This window comes from Roseibacterium elongatum DSM 19469 (assembly GCF_000590925.1).
GTDB classification, from domain to species: domain Bacteria; phylum Pseudomonadota; class Alphaproteobacteria; order Rhodobacterales; family Rhodobacteraceae; genus Roseibacterium; species Roseibacterium elongatum.
This window is the reverse complement of the sequence record NZ_CP004372.1, coordinates 1,323,885-1,340,120: the sequence shown is the minus strand read 5'-3', so window position 1 is coordinate 1,340,120 and position 16,236 is coordinate 1,323,885. Positions and strand designations below refer to the sequence as shown.

At 65.6% G+C, this 16,236-nt stretch carries 14 protein-coding genes and 2 pseudogenes; 8 read left to right on the top strand and 8 right to left on the bottom strand.

Annotated features, from left to right (window positions below; translation table 11 throughout):
* Positions 1-46: 46 nt before the first annotated feature.
* The 7 genes and pseudogenes from ROSELON_RS06355 to ROSELON_RS06330 all read right to left on the bottom strand — a co-directional run bounded on the left by ROSELON_RS06355 (position 47) and on the right by ROSELON_RS06330 (position 5,157).
* Complete coding sequence (locus ROSELON_RS06355; RefSeq protein WP_281172863.1) at positions 47-1,294, bottom strand: oligosaccharide flippase family protein; 1,248 nt, start codon at positions 1,292-1,294, stop codon at positions 47-49.
* A gap of 7 nt (positions 1,295-1,301) precedes the next feature.
* Positions 1,302-1,514: pseudogene (locus ROSELON_RS19180) on the bottom strand (oligosaccharide flippase family protein); the annotation flags it as partial.
* A complete protein-coding gene (locus ROSELON_RS06350; RefSeq protein ID WP_025311588.1) occupies positions 1,511-1,789 on the bottom strand; it encodes a hypothetical protein in 279 nt (92 codons plus the stop codon). The gene ROSELON_RS06350 and the pseudogene ROSELON_RS19180, both read right to left, overlap by 4 nt.
* Positions 1,786-2,487, bottom strand: a complete 702-nt coding sequence (locus ROSELON_RS06345; RefSeq protein WP_025311587.1) for a hypothetical protein — start codon at positions 2,485-2,487, stop codon at positions 1,786-1,788. The genes ROSELON_RS06350 and ROSELON_RS06345 overlap by 4 nt, the downstream gene beginning before the upstream one ends.
* 40 nt (positions 2,488-2,527) lie before the next feature.
* On the bottom strand, positions 2,528-3,304 hold the full coding sequence (locus tag ROSELON_RS06340) for a phosphoadenylyl-sulfate reductase (RefSeq protein ID WP_025311586.1): 777 nt from the start codon (positions 3,302-3,304) through the stop codon (positions 2,528-2,530).
* Between the two features lie 90 nt (positions 3,305-3,394).
* Positions 3,395-4,741, bottom strand: coding sequence for a UDP-glucose dehydrogenase family protein (locus tag ROSELON_RS06335; protein ID WP_025311585.1), 1,347 nt, complete (start codon positions 4,739-4,741; stop codon positions 3,395-3,397).
* Positions 4,738-5,157, bottom strand: a complete 420-nt coding sequence (locus ROSELON_RS06330) for a MarR family EPS-associated transcriptional regulator (RefSeq protein WP_025311584.1) — start codon at positions 5,155-5,157, stop codon at positions 4,738-4,740. The genes ROSELON_RS06335 and ROSELON_RS06330 overlap by 4 nt, the downstream gene beginning before the upstream one ends.
* A 223-nt stretch (positions 5,158-5,380) precedes the next feature.
* Between ROSELON_RS06330 and nusG the strand changes: the two genes are divergently transcribed.
* From nusG to ROSELON_RS06290, 8 genes and pseudogenes are all read left to right on the top strand, one after another.
* A complete protein-coding gene (gene nusG / locus ROSELON_RS18665; protein WP_245605426.1) occupies positions 5,381-6,181 on the top strand; it encodes a transcription termination/antitermination protein NusG in 801 nt (266 codons plus the stop codon).
* A gap of 121 nt (positions 6,182-6,302) precedes the next feature.
* A pseudogene (gene rfbA, locus ROSELON_RS06320) lies at positions 6,303-7,173 on the top strand (glucose-1-phosphate thymidylyltransferase RfbA).
* A gap of 222 nt (positions 7,174-7,395) precedes the next feature.
* Positions 7,396-9,600: an NADP-dependent isocitrate dehydrogenase gene (locus ROSELON_RS06315; RefSeq protein WP_025311582.1), complete on the top strand. Its 2,205-nt coding sequence runs from the start codon at positions 7,396-7,398 to the stop codon at positions 9,598-9,600.
* Positions 9,601-9,756: 156 nt separating this feature from the next.
* A complete protein-coding gene (locus ROSELON_RS06310; RefSeq protein WP_025311581.1) occupies positions 9,757-10,593 on the top strand; it encodes a flagellar motor protein MotB in 837 nt (278 codons plus the stop codon).
* Positions 10,594-10,689: 96 nt separating this feature from the next.
* Positions 10,690-11,991: a flagellar hook protein FlgE gene (locus tag ROSELON_RS06305; RefSeq protein WP_025311580.1), complete on the top strand. Its 1,302-nt coding sequence runs from the start codon at positions 10,690-10,692 to the stop codon at positions 11,989-11,991.
* Between the two features lie 30 nt (positions 11,992-12,021).
* Entirely contained in the window at positions 12,022-13,485 is a 1,464-nt protein-coding gene (flgK, locus tag ROSELON_RS06300; RefSeq protein WP_025311579.1) for a flagellar hook-associated protein FlgK, read from the top strand.
* Complete coding sequence (locus ROSELON_RS06295; protein WP_025311578.1) at positions 13,482-14,489, top strand: flagellin; 1,008 nt, start codon at positions 13,482-13,484, stop codon at positions 14,487-14,489. Before flgK ends, ROSELON_RS06295 begins: the two co-directional genes overlap by 4 nt.
* Complete coding sequence (locus ROSELON_RS06290; RefSeq protein ID WP_025311577.1) at positions 14,490-15,593, top strand: flagellar basal body P-ring protein FlgI; 1,104 nt, start codon at positions 14,490-14,492, stop codon at positions 15,591-15,593. It abuts the gene before it with no gap.
* Positions 15,594-15,712: 119 nt separating this feature from the next.
* Here ROSELON_RS06290 and ROSELON_RS06285 read toward each other — a convergent pair whose 3' ends face one another.
* Complete coding sequence (locus ROSELON_RS06285; RefSeq protein WP_156945871.1) at positions 15,713-16,228, bottom strand: hypothetical protein; 516 nt, start codon at positions 16,226-16,228, stop codon at positions 15,713-15,715.
* Positions 16,229-16,236: the final 8 nt, after the last annotated feature.

The window sequence follows — 16,236 nt, the reverse complement described above, 5'->3', positions numbered from 1 at the left end:
GCCGCTCTGGAAGCCCGCTAAACAATAGCCATAAACTCACTTTCACCTAAAGTTTTTCCAATCCATTGCGCCTTAATTTGGCAGAGATGATGCTGGATAATTCAAGCCTTAGTAGATGGTCGCCTACCCACGCCATGACAATGTATACCATCAAGCCGATACCTGCCGGAGCGACGGCGCCAAAAGAAACACCATATTGACGGAATAGCTGGCTTGTGAAAATAGAAAATATCGCGAACGCAATTGCCGCGAACATTATATATCTTAACGAGAGAAGGGTATTGATAGTATTAAAATTCAACTTTCGCCCAAGGACCAGAAAAGATAGTGGTTCTACAATAATACTCCTAGCAAGAAGGGCAATTGCTACAGCTATGAGACTTTGGCCGCTCGCCATCGAGAGCAATGCTGTTCCCAGCAGCGCCCGGACAAGCGAGAACCAAAAGCGCCATTCTGGATATCCAATTGACACGAGCGCAGCGCCGTTGACAAAATTAAATACAGTCAATAATCCCGCCCAGCACAAGAATGAAAAAATAACCGCGACTTCCGCCCAATTTGGCCCAAGGATCAAATCAACGATTTCATTTCGCAGCAGAAACATGAGAAGAAACGCAGGTAGAATTAGAGAGGTGACCATTCTTATTAGACGAAGGTAGATCTCCTTAGTTCGCTCCGGCGAGGTCCGGTTGACTTGCGACATGACGGGCAGTGTCACCTTGGTCAGCGTGACGCCCACCACTTCCAGCATCAGGTTCATCACCCGCATCGCCATGGCGAAAATGCCGAGCGCCTCGACCCCGAGGAACAGGCCGACAAACAGTTTGGGGCTTTCGCGGTTGTAATAGGTCAGCAGGTCCGCCCCCGTCACCGGGGCTCCGAACCGCAACATCTCGCGCGCAACGCGGATATCGAAGGTGAACTTGACCGGCCACCCCACAAGCAGGACGGTCAGGACAAGGGTCAGGATGGCACCGCCCACCGACTGGATCACCAGGCCCCAGGCGCCAAATCCCGACAGGACAAAGGGCGTTGCGATCGCACCGGAGACGGCGTTGGCCAAAAGCGTGCGCCGCGCGATGGCCTTCATGTTCAGGTCCCGCCGCAACAAGGCCGTCACAAGCGCCGCCGCCGCACCGGCGACCATGCCGACCCCGAGGACGGGAATCAAAGCGGCGATCGCGGGGTTGCCGAACACCCTCGCAACCACGGGGGCAAAGGCGCTCACCCCGACGGCCAGCAGCACCGAGGCCCCCAGCGCAATCCAGAACGCCGTGCTGAGCGCGCGGGCGATCCAGATCGGGACGTTGCACGACCACGGTGTTCAGCCCGAACACGGCAAGCCTGGAGGCGAACCCGGTCGCCAGCGTCGCCGCCGCGAACAGCCCGAAATCCTCGGGCGTCAGGTAGCGCGCGAACACGATCATGAAGATCGTCGCCAGTCCCTTGGCCCCGATCTGCTCGACCGCCGACCAGAGCGTTGCCGACACTGCGCGCGACTTGAGCGTGGTCATCGTGGCTGAGCCTCGATGGATGGCGCTGCTACAGCCGGTTTCGCCGGTCTGGACGTGCCCCGCTGCCACCCCGACAGATCCCGCCCGATCCGTTGCTCAAGCGCGCGGATATTGTCGGCGTAGTAATGGGTCAGGCGGGCCTTGAGATCCGCGGACAAAACGGGTTTTCCGTTCGGCAGAACCCGAGCGATGGCTGGGTCGTCAATCACGCGCCCCGTCTCGAAAAGCGCCCTCCGCGCCCTGATGACGACGAAATCGGGCGTGTCGCGGCTCATGACAACACCTGACAACGGGGCAAGGCCGCAATCCGTGCGTCCAACTCGGCATAGCTGGCGGCGAAGCGGGCGCGGGTTTCGGCATCGGCTGCGGTGGCCCCGCTTCGGGCGCGGCGGGCGGGCAGGGTGACGGGCACACCGACGAAACGCGACAGCGCCTCTTCGGTGTCCCAAAGCGCATCGTAATGCAGGATCATGCGCGGCGTTCCCGTTTTTCCGATCCAGCCATCGAGCTGATCGCCAAAGCGCAGCACGTCGCGGTCGCCCAGTTCCTCGAACGGGCCCGAGGCACGCAGATGTGCGAAATGATCGCGGATCCAGCGGTCGCCATAGTGGTCCCGGCAGGCCAGAACCGACAGCGCGGCATCGGTCGCCGAGCCGAACAGGAACACGACCTTTGCGCCGCTGTGGTCTGGCAGTTCCTCGGCCAGGCCATGCGTCTTGTAGACGATGCCGGGCGCGAAGGGCCGGGCGTCGAGGTCCCACGCCTGATCGGTGACGATCCGCAACCCCTGCCCCTGCAAGGCTGCGGGAAAACGGGCGCGGGTCACGGCCTGGCACAGGGCATCATGCACCAGTGTCGAGCCGGATCGGCCCATCGACGCCACGATCACCGGCGGCAGCGACGTGGGCAACGTGCGTTGCAGCACGTGTTTCACACGCGTTTTGAATGCGATCGGCTGCGGCTGTTCGGTCATTTGCGTCCTTCGGCTTGTGCGCACCGGGCCGGAGAAGCCGTTACTGGCCGGTGTTGCGGGCCCGCACGATGCGACCGTCCGGGCCCAGATGGATGCCGCACTCGACCTTGTCGGGCATTTGCGGCCAGCGGCCCGCGCGCGGGTCCTCGCCCTTGCGCACGCGGCGCGTGCAGGGCGCACAGCCGATCGAGGGGTAGCCCTTTTGCGTCAGCGGATGATGCGGCAGGTCATGGGCGCGGAAATACGCAGCGATGTCCGCGCTGCTCCAATGGGCAAGCGGGTTGATCTTGATCCGCGCGCCGTCGCGCTCGATCACCGGCAGCGCGGCCCGCGCGCCGCCCTGCGCCCGTTTGCGCCCGGTGATCCAGGCGTCGAACGGAACCAGCGCATCTTGCAAGGGAAAGGTCTTGCGCAGGCGGCAACACGCATCGGGATCGCGCAAATGCAGCGATCCGTCAGGGTCATCCCCGGCGACGGCCGCCGTATCGGGGCGCACGTCGATGACATCGATATCGAGACGCGACTCGAGCTCCTTGCGGTAGGCGAGCGTTTCGTCGAAATGCATTCCGGTGTCGAGGAAAATGACCGAGATGCCCGGCAGCGCGCTGGAGACATAATGCATCAGAACCGCGCTTTCCGCCCCGAAGGACGCGACCACACCGCGCCGCCCAAGCGCGGGATCGCGCAACAACCCCAGGATATCCATGCTCGAGAGGCTTGGCAGATACCGCTGTTGCAGCCGGCTGAGCGCCGCATCGACGCCGCCGGGGGGCCAGCTGTCGGGGATGCTCGGGGGGGGATAGCCTTCTGCGCTCATGTCCTCATCTCCTTTGAGAAAGAGTGTCGGTCTTCGGGCAATCGGTGTCTCGTGTGATCGACCGGGCGCGGGCCCGGCCGTGGAAGGGGATCATTCGCCCATGGCAAACAGGGAGGCGGTCGCGTCAGCGCCTTTGCGTCCGACGCTTTCGTAGGCGTCGAAGCCTGCGCGCTTGGCGTCGCGGGGGGAATAGACATTGCGCAGGTCGGCCATGCGGGGCGTGGACATCTTGCGCGCCAGCTTTTTGAGATCCAGCGCGCGGAACTCGTTCCACTCGGTCAGGACGACGACCAGATCGGCGTTCTGCGCGGCCTTGTAGGGGTCATCGAGCCAATGCACCCCCGGCAGCAGCGCCTCGCCCTCGCGCTGGCCTTGCGGGTCGACCACGCGCAGCTTGGCCCCGCCGCCGACCAGCGCCGGCACGATCGTCAGGCTGGGCGCATCGCGCATGTCATCGGTGTTGGGCTTGAACGTCACCCCCAGCACCGCGATCGTCTTGCCGTTGAAGGAGCCGTCGCACATGTCGCGCAGCTTTTCGATCATGCGCAGCTTGACCGCATCGTTGACGCGGATGACCGTCTCGACGATCTGCTGCGGCACCGCGTGATCCTGGCCGATCCGGGCCAGCGCGCTGGTATCCTTGGGAAAGCACGAACCGCCATAGCCCGGCCCGGCATGCAGGAACTTGTTGCCGATCCGGTTGTCCAGGCCGATGCCCTTGGACACCTCCTTGACGTCGGCGCCCACACGCTCGCACAGCGCCGCGATCTCGTTGATGAAGGTGATCTTGGTCGCCAGGAACGCGTTGGCGGCGTATTTGATCATCTCGGCCGATTCCAGGTCGGTGGTGATGATCGGGAAATCACGCAGGAAAAGCGGGCGGTAGATCTCGGCCATCACATCGCCGGCGCGGTCGGTCTGCACGCCCACGACAACGCGGTCGGGACGCATGAAATCGTCGATGGCGGCGCCTTCGCGCAGGAATTCCGGGTTCGAGGCGACGTCGAACTCGGCGGCCGGGTTGGCCTTGGCCACGACCTGCTTGACCTTGCGGTTGGTGCCGACCGGCACGGTCGATTTCGTGACGATCACGGCATAGCCCGTCAGCGCCTGCGCCACCTCTTCGGCGGCGGCCATCACATAGGTCAGGTCCGCATGCCCGTCGCCGCGCCGCGTGGGCGTGCCCACCGCGATGAACACCGCCTCGGCCCCGTCGACCGCGCTGGCCAGATCGGTGGTGAAGGACAGCCGCCCCGCCTCGACGTTCTTTTCCATCAGCGTGTCGAGACCGGGCTCGTAGATCGGCACCTCGCCCGCGTTCAGCATCTCGATCTTGCGCGGATCCTTGTCCACGCAAATCACGTCATGCCCGAAATCGCTAAAACACACCCCCGAAACGAGCCCAACATAGCCCGTGCCAATCATCGTGATCTTCATGTCCTACCTGCCTTGGCTGATTTCGCCGGCGCCGTGCGCTCTGGCGGCGTCTCGATCGATGCCCTTTCGGCATCGGATTGCGCGTCCACTTCCTGCTGAAGGGCCTCGATCTCGGCCTTCAAGGCCTCGTATTCTTCCAGCTTGCGGCGCAGGAACCGCGAGGTCAGAGCGGCCTTGGCCGACAGTCCCTTGGGCGTCAGGATATAGGCATAACGGCGGCGGTCGTCGGAGGCGGTGAAATTCCCCAGCTTGACCAGACCCTTTTGGACCAGTGCGTTCAGCACGTAATGCATGCCGCCGACACTGACCCCGACACGAGCTGCCAATTCCCTTTGCGAAAGTTCGGGGTTCTCCTCGAGCAGGCGCAACACGCGAAACCGCACCTCTTCGCGCATCTTTTCGCGCTGACCGCTCACCGCGTGCCCCGCAGCCCCACGGCTACCGCATGAACGCTGCCTTGGGTGGCGCGCCTGACAGAAGTCAGAAAATGATCGCACATGCGGGTCATATTCGTTCAGTTTTGAGCGATATCCCGGTTGGCGACGGTTTTAAACCCGGATTTTCGGAAAGATGAAGGCGGCGATGCACCAGAGTCGCACCTGAGCAGGCAGCGCATGACGATCTTCGGGATCCGGGGTCATGCTGCACCCGCAAACTGAATGTCGGCACCTTGGACGCGGTGCCTTTAGCCAACAAATCAATGTCGTTTTCATGACAGCCCATCGCAGGACAGGATCATGCATACACGACTTCGCAGGTGCAGCATCCGCTGTGCGGCAGACACGACGTCCATTTGCGGGATTTCGCCCGATGCCGTGGCCACCGCGCAATACCCAAGTCGAGGTCTGGCGATTGATCTGCGCAACCGCCAGCTTGCATCCGGTGGCAATTCCGCTTTCCATGCCGCCCGAGTCCCTGGAGCGTCAGATGACAGCGATTGACCGCGATACATCCTGGTTTCTTGCGCAACTGAAGCCAAACAGCGCCAAGATCGCGGAAAGGAACCTGCACAGGCAGGGCTTCCGCACCTTCCTGCCGCTCGGCGAAGAGACGCAACGAAAGGGGGGCCGCTTCATCCCGATCAAACGGCCGCTCTTTCCCGGCTATATTTTCGTGGCGCTTGATGTGACCCACGGGCGCTGGCGCGCCGTCAACTCGACACAAGGCGTTGCGCGCCTCGTCAGTTTCGGGCGCGATCCGGCCGTGGTTCCACCCGCGCTTGTCGAGGCGTTGATGTTGCGCTGCACCGAAGATGGCGCGATGCAGCTGCTCGATGACCTGGCGCCCGGCGACAGGGTAAAGCTGACCAAAGGGCCGTTTTCCGATTTCGTGGCCGATGTCGCAACGATAGATCCCCAACGGCGTGTTTGGGTGCTTTTGGATATCATGGGCGCGCCGACACGTGTCGCGGTCCCCCCGGATGGTGTGCGGCCCTTCTGATGCGTCACGACACACGCGGCCGCCATGCGCACCCTGCCTTGTTCCGTGACCGCGGAACGCGCTAGGCATGAACGCGCATGCGAGGCTGTCCAGCCCGCCACGATCCGAAAGGCACGCCGACATGAAGACACGCAAAGGCATCATCCTGGCCGGCGGCTCGGGAACGCGGCTCTACCCGATCACTCTGGGTGTCTCCAAGCAGCTCTTGCCGATCTATGACAAGCCGATGATCTACTATCCCCTGTCGGTGCTGATGCTGGCGGGCATTCGCGACATCGCGATCATCACCACACCCGAGGATCAGGCGCAATTCCAGCGCAGCTGGGCGAGTGGGGGGGCAATGGGGGCTGATGCTCAGCTATATCAGCCAGCCCTCGCCGGACGGGCTGGCCCAGGCCTATCTGCTGGCGCACGATTTTCTGGCCGGGGCGCCCTCGGCGATGGTTTTGGGCGACAACATCTTTTTCGGGCAGGGTCTGTCGGCCCTGCTGGCCGAGGCCGATGTCGCGACGACGGGTGGCACGGTCTTCGGGTATCGCGTGGCAGACCCGGAACGCTACGGCGTGCTCGATTTCGCCGACGACGGATCCGTCCGGGCGATCATCGAAAAGCCGCAGACACCCCCCTCGCAATATGCTGTGACGGGGCTTTATTTTCTGGATGAAACCGCATCGGACCGGGCGGCCGAGGTGACACCCTCGGCCCGGGGCGAACTTGAGATCACCACCTTGTTGGAGAGCTATCTGGCGGAGGGCGCCCTGGCGGTGCAGACCATGGGGCGCGGATATGCCTGGCTTGATACGGGCACCCATGGCAGCCTGCTGGATGCCGGAAATTTCGTGCGGACGCTGGAACAGCGCCAAGGCATGCAAACCGGCTGCCCTGACGAGATCGCCTTTCTCAAGGGCTGGATCGACGGTGACGCCCTGAGCGCACGCATCGCACTCTTTCACAAGAACGCCTATGGACGCTACCTGCAGTCGCTGCTTTAGCGCGGGCTGGCGCAAGGCAGGCCCTCGGTCTACGCTGACAGGCGGCATGAGCCAGAGGCGCAAGGAGGGTGGACACGGCGGCCGCTGCCATAGGCAGCGCGTCAACTCGTCCCGTCTTAATGTGCAATATGGCATGGACCGACGACGCACGGTGTACTATGGCATACCGTTAGGAAGGGACGGGAGCAGCCCCCGCCCGTATTGTAGTGGGACACGGATCCGATGAGCGCAGAGAACACCCCCGACATCATCTACACCAAGGTCGACGAGGCGCCTGAACTGGCCTCGGCCTCCCTCCTCCCGATCATCCAGCGCTTCGCCGATGCGGCAGGTGTCAGCGTCGGCACCAGGGATATCAGCCTCGCGGGCCGGATCATCGCCGCTTTCCCGGAGACCCTGACCGAGGAACAGCGCCAGTCCGACGACCTCGCCGACCTGGGCGAGCTGGTGAAAACGCCCGAGGCGAATGTCATCAAGCTGCCCAACATCTCGGCCTCGGTGCCGCAGCTGGTCGCCGCCATCAAGGAATTGCAATCGCAGGGCTATGCCCTGCCCGACTATCCCGAAACGCCACAGACCGACGCCGAGAAAGAGACCCGCGCGCGCTATGACGCGATCAAGGGCTCGGCCGTGAACCCGGTCCTGCGCGAAGGCAACTCCGACCGCCGCGCCGCCGCCGCCGTGAAGTCGTTCGCCCAGGCCAACCCGCACCGCATGGGCGCGTGGTCCTCGGGCAGCAAGACGCGCGTCGCCTCGATGTCGGGCGGCGACTTCTTCTCGAACGAGGTGTCGGCGACGCTGGACAAACCCGCGACCGCCAGGATCGTGCTGGAAACCGCCGCGGGCGAGACCGTTTTGAAAGAGGGCGTCTCCTACCCCGAGGGCACCGTGGTCGACGCCACCTACATGAGCGCCGCCGCGCTGGACGCGTTCCTGGCCGAGGAAATTGCAAAGACCAAGGACGAGGGCACGCTGTTCTCTCTGCACATGAAGGCCACGATGATGAAGGTGTCCGACCCGATCATCTTTGGCCACGCGGTCAAGGCATGGCTGGCCCCGGTCTTCGAGCAGTTCGGCGACGAGATGGCCGCACTTGGGGTGAACCCCAACTCGGGCCTCGGCGACCTGCTGGACCGGGTCAAGGGCAACGCCGAGATCATGGCCGCGATCGAGGCCGTCACCGCCGACCGCCCGCCGATGTACATGGTCGACAGCGACCGCGGCATCACCAACCTGCACGTCCCCTCGGACGTCATCATCGACGCCTCGATGCCCGCCCTGATCCGCGCCGGCGGCAAGGGCTGGGGCCCCGATGGAAACGAGGCCGACGCCAACTGCGTCATCCCCGACAATTCCTATGCCCCGGTCTATGACGAGGCGATCGCGTTCTTCAAGGAAAACGGCGCGCTGAACCCGGCCACCGCCGGCACCGTGCAGAACCTTGGCCTTATGGCGCAGAAGGCCGAGGAATACGGCAGCCACCCCACCACCTTCGAGATCCCCGAGGACGGCACCGTCAAGATGATCCTCGAGGACGGCACGGTCCTGCACCAGCATGCCGTCCAGGCAGGCGACATCTGGCGCTCGGCCAGCGCGCGCAAGGCCCCGATCGAGGATTGGGTGAACCTTGCCATCGAGCGGCAGGCGGCCACCGGCTACCGCGCGATCTTCTGGCTGGATGAGACCCGCGCCCACGACGCCGAGCTGATCAAATACGTCAAGCCCATCCTCGAGGCCAAGGGCGTGTCCGACCGCTTCGAGATCATGGCCCCGCGCGAGGCAACCCGTGCCTCGCTGGAGACCATCACCAAGGGCGAGAACACGATCGCCATCACCGGCAACGTGCTGCGCGATTACCTGACCGACCTGTTCCCGATCCTCGAGCTGGCCACCTCGGCCAAGATGCTGTCGATCGTCAAACTGATGCAGGGCGGCGGCCTTTTCGAAACCGGCGCCGGCGGCTCGGCCCCCAAGCACGTGCAGCAGTTGCAGGCCGAGAACCACCTGCGCTGGGACAGTCTTGGCGAATTCTGCGCCCTTGGAGAAAGCTTCAAGTTTCTCGCCGACGCCAAGGGCAATGCCAAGGCCCGCGTTCTGGGCGAGGCGGTCGAGGTCGCCACGCAGGGCATTCTCGACCATGGCCGGTCGCCCGGGCGCAAGGTCGGGCAGACCGACAACCGCGACAGCCACTACTGGTTCGCCCGCTACTGGGCCGAGGCGCTGGCCGCGCAAGGCGACGATGCCGATCTGGCCGCGCATTTCGCCCCCATCGCCAAGGCCCTTGCCGAGGGCGAAGAGGCCATCGTGGGCGAGCTGGCCGCGGCACAAGGCAGCCCGGCGGACCTTGGCGGCTACTATCACACCGACCCGGCCAAGACCGCCGCGGTGATGCGCCCCTCGGCCACGCTGAACGCGATCATCGGCTGACGCGACCCGACAAGGGGGGGCGCGGGCAGACCGGCCCCTCCCGAAAGACCGGCGGCGCTTCCTGATCGGGGGGCGTCGCTTTTTCGTGACAGTCGGTCTTAACGCCGTTTTCACGACTCCGCGCTAGGCAGGTTCGAACCAAGGCGGAGGTTCAGGATGGCCGAGGGCACAAACCAGCGCCCCATCATCATCAAGCGCAAGAAGGTCGTTTCGGGCGATGGCCACCACGGCGGCGCGTGGAAGGTCGCCTATGCCGATTTCGTCACCGCGATGATGGCGTTCTTCATGCTCATGTGGCTGCTCAACGCCACGACCGAGCAACAGCGCAAGGGCATTGCCGACTATTTCAGCCCCACCATTCCCATCAGCCGCATCTCGGGCGGCGGCGACGGCAGTTTCGGCGGCGACAGCGTGTTTTCGGAAACCACGATCGCGCAGAACGGCACCGGGGCCACCAACCGTCGCCCGACCGAGGGGCGGCAGGCCTTGGGGCTTCAGGGCACCGACCATTCGGCCGAGCGTGAGATCGCCACGCTCGAGGCCCTGGAGGATGCGCTGATGGGGCGCGGCGGCGACAGCATGGTCAGCGACCTCGCCCTGCCCCATGTCAACTCGCGCCTGACCGACGAGGGGTTGGTGATCGAGGTCTTTTCGCGTCCCGGTGCGCCCCTTTTCGACCCGGTCACGGGCGAACCCGCCCCGTGGCTGCCCGGTCTGGCCGCTGTCATGGCGCAGCTGTTTTCCACCGTCACCAACCGGGTGGGCATTGCCGGGCATGTCGCGGCCGAGCCCCTTGTCGTGGCCTCCGAAAGCCGATGGCAGACATCGACCGACCGGGCCCAGGTCATGCGCCTTCTGCTCGAGGCGGGGGGGCTGCCCGCGCGCCGTATCGCCCGTGTCACCGGCCACGCCGATCGCGCCCCGGTCGCCGCCGACCCGATGGCCCCTCGCAATGACCGACTCGCGGTCGTGCTGATCCGAAACGACGTGTGACCCCGCAAAATTCCTAAAATTCGATCTGTTAGGCTGGCCTTAACACACACAAGGGCAGACTGGCGAAAACCCGAGTGCAGCAGAAAGGCGCATGAGATGACGATTTCCTCCTCGCTCAATTCCGGGGTGGCGGGCCTGACCGTGAACGCCAGCCGCCTGGCCACGATTGCCGACAACATCGCCAATGCCGGATCCTACGGCTACAAACGGGCGGTGGCCGATTTCCACTCGATGGTCGTGATGCAATCGGATGGCAGCTATTCGGCCGGCGGTGTGCGCGCGACCGTCTCGCGCATGATCGACCAGCGCGGCACGCTGGTCTCCACCGACAACCCCACCGATATCGCTATCGGCGGCCGGGGCCTTTTGCCGGTCACCTCGGCCGCGGCCCTGAACGATGGCGGCGAGGATCTGCCGGTGATGCTGGCCTCGACCGGGTCGTTTCGCCCCGATGCCGACGGCATCCTGCGCACCCAGACCGGTGAGGTCCTGATGGGCTGGCCGGCCAATGCCGATGGCTCGATCCCGGCCTATCCACGCGACACCTTCGCGGGGCTCGAGCCGATCATGCTCAACACAAACCAGTTCATCGGTGACCCGACCACGCGGATGGAATTGTCGGTGAACCTGCCCGCCACCTCGACCGAGGCCGGCGGCGATGGCGACAGCATGATCATGTCGGCGGAATATTACGACAATCTCGGCACATCGCAGTATCTCGAGATCGAGTTCTCGCCCAGCGTCCCCGCCACCGGCAGCTCGAACGAATGGACGATGACGATCCGCGATTCCGCCAGCGATGGCGCCGTGATCGGGGAATATACCGTCACCTTCGACGATGCCCGCGGCAATGGCGGCAACCTGCAGACGGTGGCACCCATCACCGGCGGCCCGTTCGACCCGGCCACCGGCACCCTGTCGCTGACGGTCGATGGGGGGCCGCTCGATCTCGATATCGGCATTCCGGGCGAACCGGGCGGGCTGACCCAGCTCTCCGATACCTTCGCCCGCGCGCCCGTCGTCAAGGATGGCTCGCCCGTCGGGGACCTGAGCACGGTCGAGGTCGATGCCAATGGCCTGCTGCATGCGATCTACGACAATGGCATGACCCGCGTCATCTACCAGATCCCGGTGGTGGATGTGCCGAACATGAACGGGCTGATGGCCCATGACAATCAGACCTATTCGATCACCGCCAACAGTGGTGGCGCCTTTCTGTGGGATGCCGGTGACGGGCCGACGGGGGAAATGGTCGGCTATGCCCGCGAGGAGTCAGCCACCGATGTCGCCGCCGAACTGACGCAGTTGATCCAGACCCAGCGGGCCTATTCCTCCAACGCCAAGATCATCCAGACCGTGGATGAGATGTTGCAGGAAACCACGAACATGAAGCGCTGAGATCGCTGGCCTGTCTGCCGGGGTCCGCCCATGAGCATCTCGAGCACCCTTTCCAACGCCCTGTCCGGCCTGACCGTGGCCGGACGCGCGGCCGACGTGGTGTCTTCGAATATCGCCAACGCGATGACCGAAGGCTACGGCGTCCGCAGGCTGGAGGTCAGCGCCCGCATCACGGGCAATGCCGGGGCGGGCGCGCAGATCGGCGGCATTCTGCGCCAGGAAGACCTGATCCTGCTGGGGCAGCGCCGCCTCGCGGATGCCGACCTTGCGGCGCTGAGCACCGAGGCCGGGTTCATGACCCGGCTCGAAAACCTGATCGGGACGCCGGATGCCCCGGGCAGCCTGTCGTCCCGACTGGCCGAATTCGAGGCCACGCTGGTCGGGGCCGCCAATGCCCCGCACAGCCAGACGCAGCTTGCCGCCGCAGTCGAGGCCGCGGGCGCCCTGGCCACGCAGATCAACGACATATCGGACGGCATCCAGGCCGAACGCTTGCAGGCCGACACCGCCATCGCGCGGAGCGTCGACAGGATCAACGGGGCGCTTCGCCAGATCGCGGACCTCAACACCCAGATCCGCAGCGCCATCGACAACGGCGGAGAGGCCGCCGCCCTGATGGATGCCCAGGCCGCTTTGGTCGAAGAGATCGCCCCCCAGATCCCCCTTCAGGCCCGTCGCGACGCCTCCGGCGCCCTCTATCTCTACAGCCGCGATGGCGAGGCGCTGGTCGATGGACAGCCCGCGACCCTCGGCTTCACGCCTGTCTCGGTCATGGCCGCCGACATGACCCGCACCTCGGGGACGCTCTCGGGCCTGACGCTGAACGGGCGCGACCTGCGGCTGGATGGCGCGACCCCGGCCCTCGCGGGCGGCGAATTGGCGGCGCTGTTCGAACTGCGCGACGGATGGGGCGTGGCCGCACAGGGCCGGATCGACGCGGTCGCGCGCGATCTGGCCGAACGCCTGCAGGCACCGGGTCTCGACCCGACGGGGACCGCCGGCGGGGCCGGCCTGTTCACCGATACCGGCGCCCGTGTCGACCCCGCGACCGAGGTCGGGCTGGCCGGGCGCCTGCGCCTCAACGCGGCACTCGACCCGGCCGCGGGCGGGGCCGTCTGGCGCTTGCGCGACGGTCTCGGCGCCGCGTCCGAGGGCGCGCCGGGCAATGCCGCGTTTCTGACGGCCCAACTCGATGCGCTGAGTGCGCTGCGCCCGACGCAATCGGGCGGCTTTTCGACGGCCAGCCGGTCCATGGCGGGCCTTGTTTCGGATCATCTGTCGCTGACCGGGCTGGCGCGCCAGACGGCCGAAACCGATGCCGCCCATGCCGGGGCGCGGCAATCGGCCCTGAAACAGGAGGAACTGGCCCGCGGCGTCGACACGGATGCCGAAATGCAGCGATTGCTTCAGATCGAACAGATGTTCGCGGCCAATGCCCGCGTCATGCAGGCCGCCGAAGAGATGATCGACGAATTGATGAGGATCGGCGCATGAGCCTGAGCACCCTTGGCGACGCGGCCCGCTACGCGCTGTTCCGACGCGACTCGGGGCAGTTGAAAACCGATCTGGCGCGGCTGACCTCCGAGCTGTCCACAGGACAACGCTCGGATCTCGGGCGTGCCACAGGCGGCGATTTCTCGGCCCTGTCCGACATCACGCGGCGGCTGCGCCTGAGCGACAGTTTCGCAACCGGCCTCGCCCAGGCGGCCCTGACCGCCGAGGCGCGGCAAAGCGCGCTGGGACGGGTCGCCGCCGAGATCGAGGGCCTGGGGCCATCGCTGCTGGCCGTCAGCAGTTCCGGGGCGGATGGCGAGTTGCAGCTGCGCCTTGCCGATGCGCCCGACAGGTTTGCCGCGGCCATTTCCAGCTTGAACACCCGCGTGGCCGGACAGGGCCTGTTTTCCGGCGATCGGCCCGATCAGCCGGCGCTGCGGTCGGCCGAGGACATCCTCGACGCCCTGCGCCCGATTGCGGCGGCGGCACCGGACAGCGCCAGCCTGATCGCCGATCTCGATGCCTGGTTTCACGATGCCGGCGCGGGCTATGACGGTTTCGCCGTCACCGCCGGGGCCGGCCCTACCCCCAAGGTGTTGGTCGACGAGGGGCAAGCCATCGACATCGGTGTCGATGTGCGGGACACGGCGATCCGTACCGCGCTGGCGGGGTTGGCCCTGGCCGCGCTGACCGCCGAGGGCGCGGGCCCGGCCGAACCGGCAGCTCGCCGCGCCTTGACCGAGGCCGCGGCCGACCGTTTGCAGAGCGGCGAGGCGGGTCTGATCGCGTTGCGCGCCGGTCTCGGCACCGCCGAGGGGCAGCTCGAGGCCGCGCGCGTCCAGAACGAGGCGATGCGCAGCGCCATGCAAATCGAACAGGGCCGCATCACCAGCGCCGATCCCTATACCACCGCCACAGAGCTCGAAGAGCTGAGCCAGCGCCTCGAAAGCCTTTATGTCGTCACGGCCCGTCTGTCGCGCCTGTCTTTGTCGGAGTATCTCTAGATGTCCCGTTTTCTGTCTGCGCTTCTCGCCCTCTGGCTGTCGCTGTCGATGGCCATGGCCATGCCCGTCCGGATCAAGGATCTGGTCGAGTTCGACGGCGTGCGTGGCAACGATCTGGTGGGCTACGGCCTTGTGGTCGGGTTGAACGGCACAGGCGACGGCCTGCGCAATGCACCCTTCACCGAAGAGATCATGGTCAACATTCTCGAAAGGCTCGGGGTGAACGTGACGGGCGAACAATTCCGGCCACAAAATGTCGCGGCGGTGATCGTGACGGCCGAACTGCCGCCCTTTGCGCGCCAGGGCGGTCAGATCGACGTGACGGTCTCGGCGATCGGCGATGCCGACAGCCTTTTGGGCGGCACATTGGTCATGACCCCGCTGACGGCCGCCGATGGCGAGATCTACGCCGTGGCCCAGGGTGCCGTGATTGCCGGCGGCGCCTCGGTCGAGGGCGACGGGGCCAGTGTGGTGCAAGGCGTCCCGACGGCCGGCGTGATCCCGAATGGCGCGCGGGTCGAACGCGAAATCGATTTCGAGCTTGCGTCGCTCAGCCAGGTGCGCCTGGCGCTCAACAGCCCGGATTTCACCACCGCCGCCCGGATCGAAGCGGCCATCAACCATGCCTTCGACCGGGGCGTCGCGGTCATGCTGGATGCCGGCACCGTACTGCTTGATATCGGCGCCACGCGCGCGCCATCGCCCGCCCATGCACTGACGCGTGTCGAAAACATCCTGGTCGAGCCCGAGGCGCGCGCGCGGGTCGTGGTCGATCAACGCTCGGGCACCATCGTGATGGGCGAGGACGTGCGCATCAGCCGGGTCGCCGTGGCCCAGGGCAACCTGACCCTGCGGATCCAGGAACAGCCCCTGGCCGTTCAACCCAACCCCTTCGCAGACGGGGAAACCGTCATTCTGCCGCGCACGGATGCCGATATCGTCGAGGAGCCCGGCACCGGCCTGGCCGAAATCAGCGGTGGCACCTCCCTGTCCGAGGTCGTGGCCGCCCTGAATGCGCTCGGGGTGTCGCCGCGCGAGATGATCGACATCCTGTCGAGCATCGAGGCCGCCGGCGCCCTGCACGCCGACTTCATCGTCCGGTAGGGCGCGATCGTCCAAGTCCAATCCGCGACCGACCGTATGGCTCAGGTTGTGAAGAAGACCGGCCAATCTGGCCGTTTTTCTTATACTAGAATTATCCCGGCCGTTGTCGGGTTACACCGTCACCGGACGGGCAGGCCATTGCGCAGACGCTGGATCGCGGCGCGTGCGACCGATCCCGGCAGCGCATGCAGGGTCGCCACACGCGACGACCTGTCCATGCCGCGCAGGATATGGGCCAGGACGGCAGGGTGCTCGTCGGCCAGGCGCATGGGATCAAGCGCAGATGCGATGCGCGCATCAATCCCGCCTTGCGGCCGCGGTGCGGCCGCGGCGGCGATGGGCGCATCACCCGGCGCCTCGGCGACCGGGTCCGGGTCCGGGGTCGGGCGGTCCGGGGACGGCCCCGGTGGCGCGGGCGGCGCCTGGTCGAGACGATCCCGCAGGCGCTGCAACAGGCGGTTCTGATGCCAGGCCAGACGATCCGGCGCCACGCTGGCCGGGGCCGCCTGATCCGGCACATGCGCCGGCAGGCCACGCGCCCGCAACCGCGCCAGCGTCTCGGGGCCGAGCAGGGCCGCAATGGCCCCGAGTTTTTCATCCCGCGACGATGCGGGGGTTTGGGGACGGGCATCCATGATCGGCA

Bases quoted from the DNA above. Each gene is read 5' to 3' on its own strand.
- ROSELON_RS06305 (WP_025311580.1), top strand. From the start codon at position 10,690: ATGACGATTTCCTCCTCGCTCAATTCCGGGGTGGCGGGCCTGACCGTG.
- ROSELON_RS06345 (WP_025311587.1), bottom strand. From the start codon at position 2,487: ATGACCGAACAGCCGCAGCCGATCGCATTCAAAACGCGTGTGAAACAC.
- ROSELON_RS06315 (WP_025311582.1), top strand. From the start codon at position 7,396: ATGAGCGCAGAGAACACCCCCGACATCATCTACACCAAGGTCGACGAG.
- ROSELON_RS06340 (WP_025311586.1), bottom strand. From the start codon at position 3,304: ATGAGCGCAGAAGGCTATCCCCCCCCGAGCATCCCCGACAGCTGGCCC.
- ROSELON_RS06310 (WP_025311581.1), top strand. From the start codon at position 9,757: ATGGCCGAGGGCACAAACCAGCGCCCCATCATCATCAAGCGCAAGAAG.
- ROSELON_RS06295 (WP_025311578.1), top strand. From the start codon at position 13,482: ATGAGCCTGAGCACCCTTGGCGACGCGGCCCGCTACGCGCTGTTCCGA.
- ROSELON_RS06335 (WP_025311585.1), bottom strand. From the start codon at position 4,741: ATGAAGATCACGATGATTGGCACGGGCTATGTTGGGCTCGTTTCGGGG.
- ROSELON_RS06290 (WP_025311577.1), top strand. From the start codon at position 14,490: ATGTCCCGTTTTCTGTCTGCGCTTCTCGCCCTCTGGCTGTCGCTGTCG.
- ROSELON_RS06350 (WP_025311588.1), bottom strand. From the start codon at position 1,789: ATGAGCCGCGACACGCCCGATTTCGTCGTCATCAGGGCGCGGAGGGCG.
- nusG (WP_245605426.1), top strand. From the start codon at position 5,381: ATGCTGCACCCGCAAACTGAATGTCGGCACCTTGGACGCGGTGCCTTT.
- flgK (WP_025311579.1), top strand. From the start codon at position 12,022: ATGAGCATCTCGAGCACCCTTTCCAACGCCCTGTCCGGCCTGACCGTG.
- ROSELON_RS06285 (WP_156945871.1), bottom strand. From the start codon at position 16,228: ATGGATGCCCGTCCCCAAACCCCCGCATCGTCGCGGGATGAAAAACTC.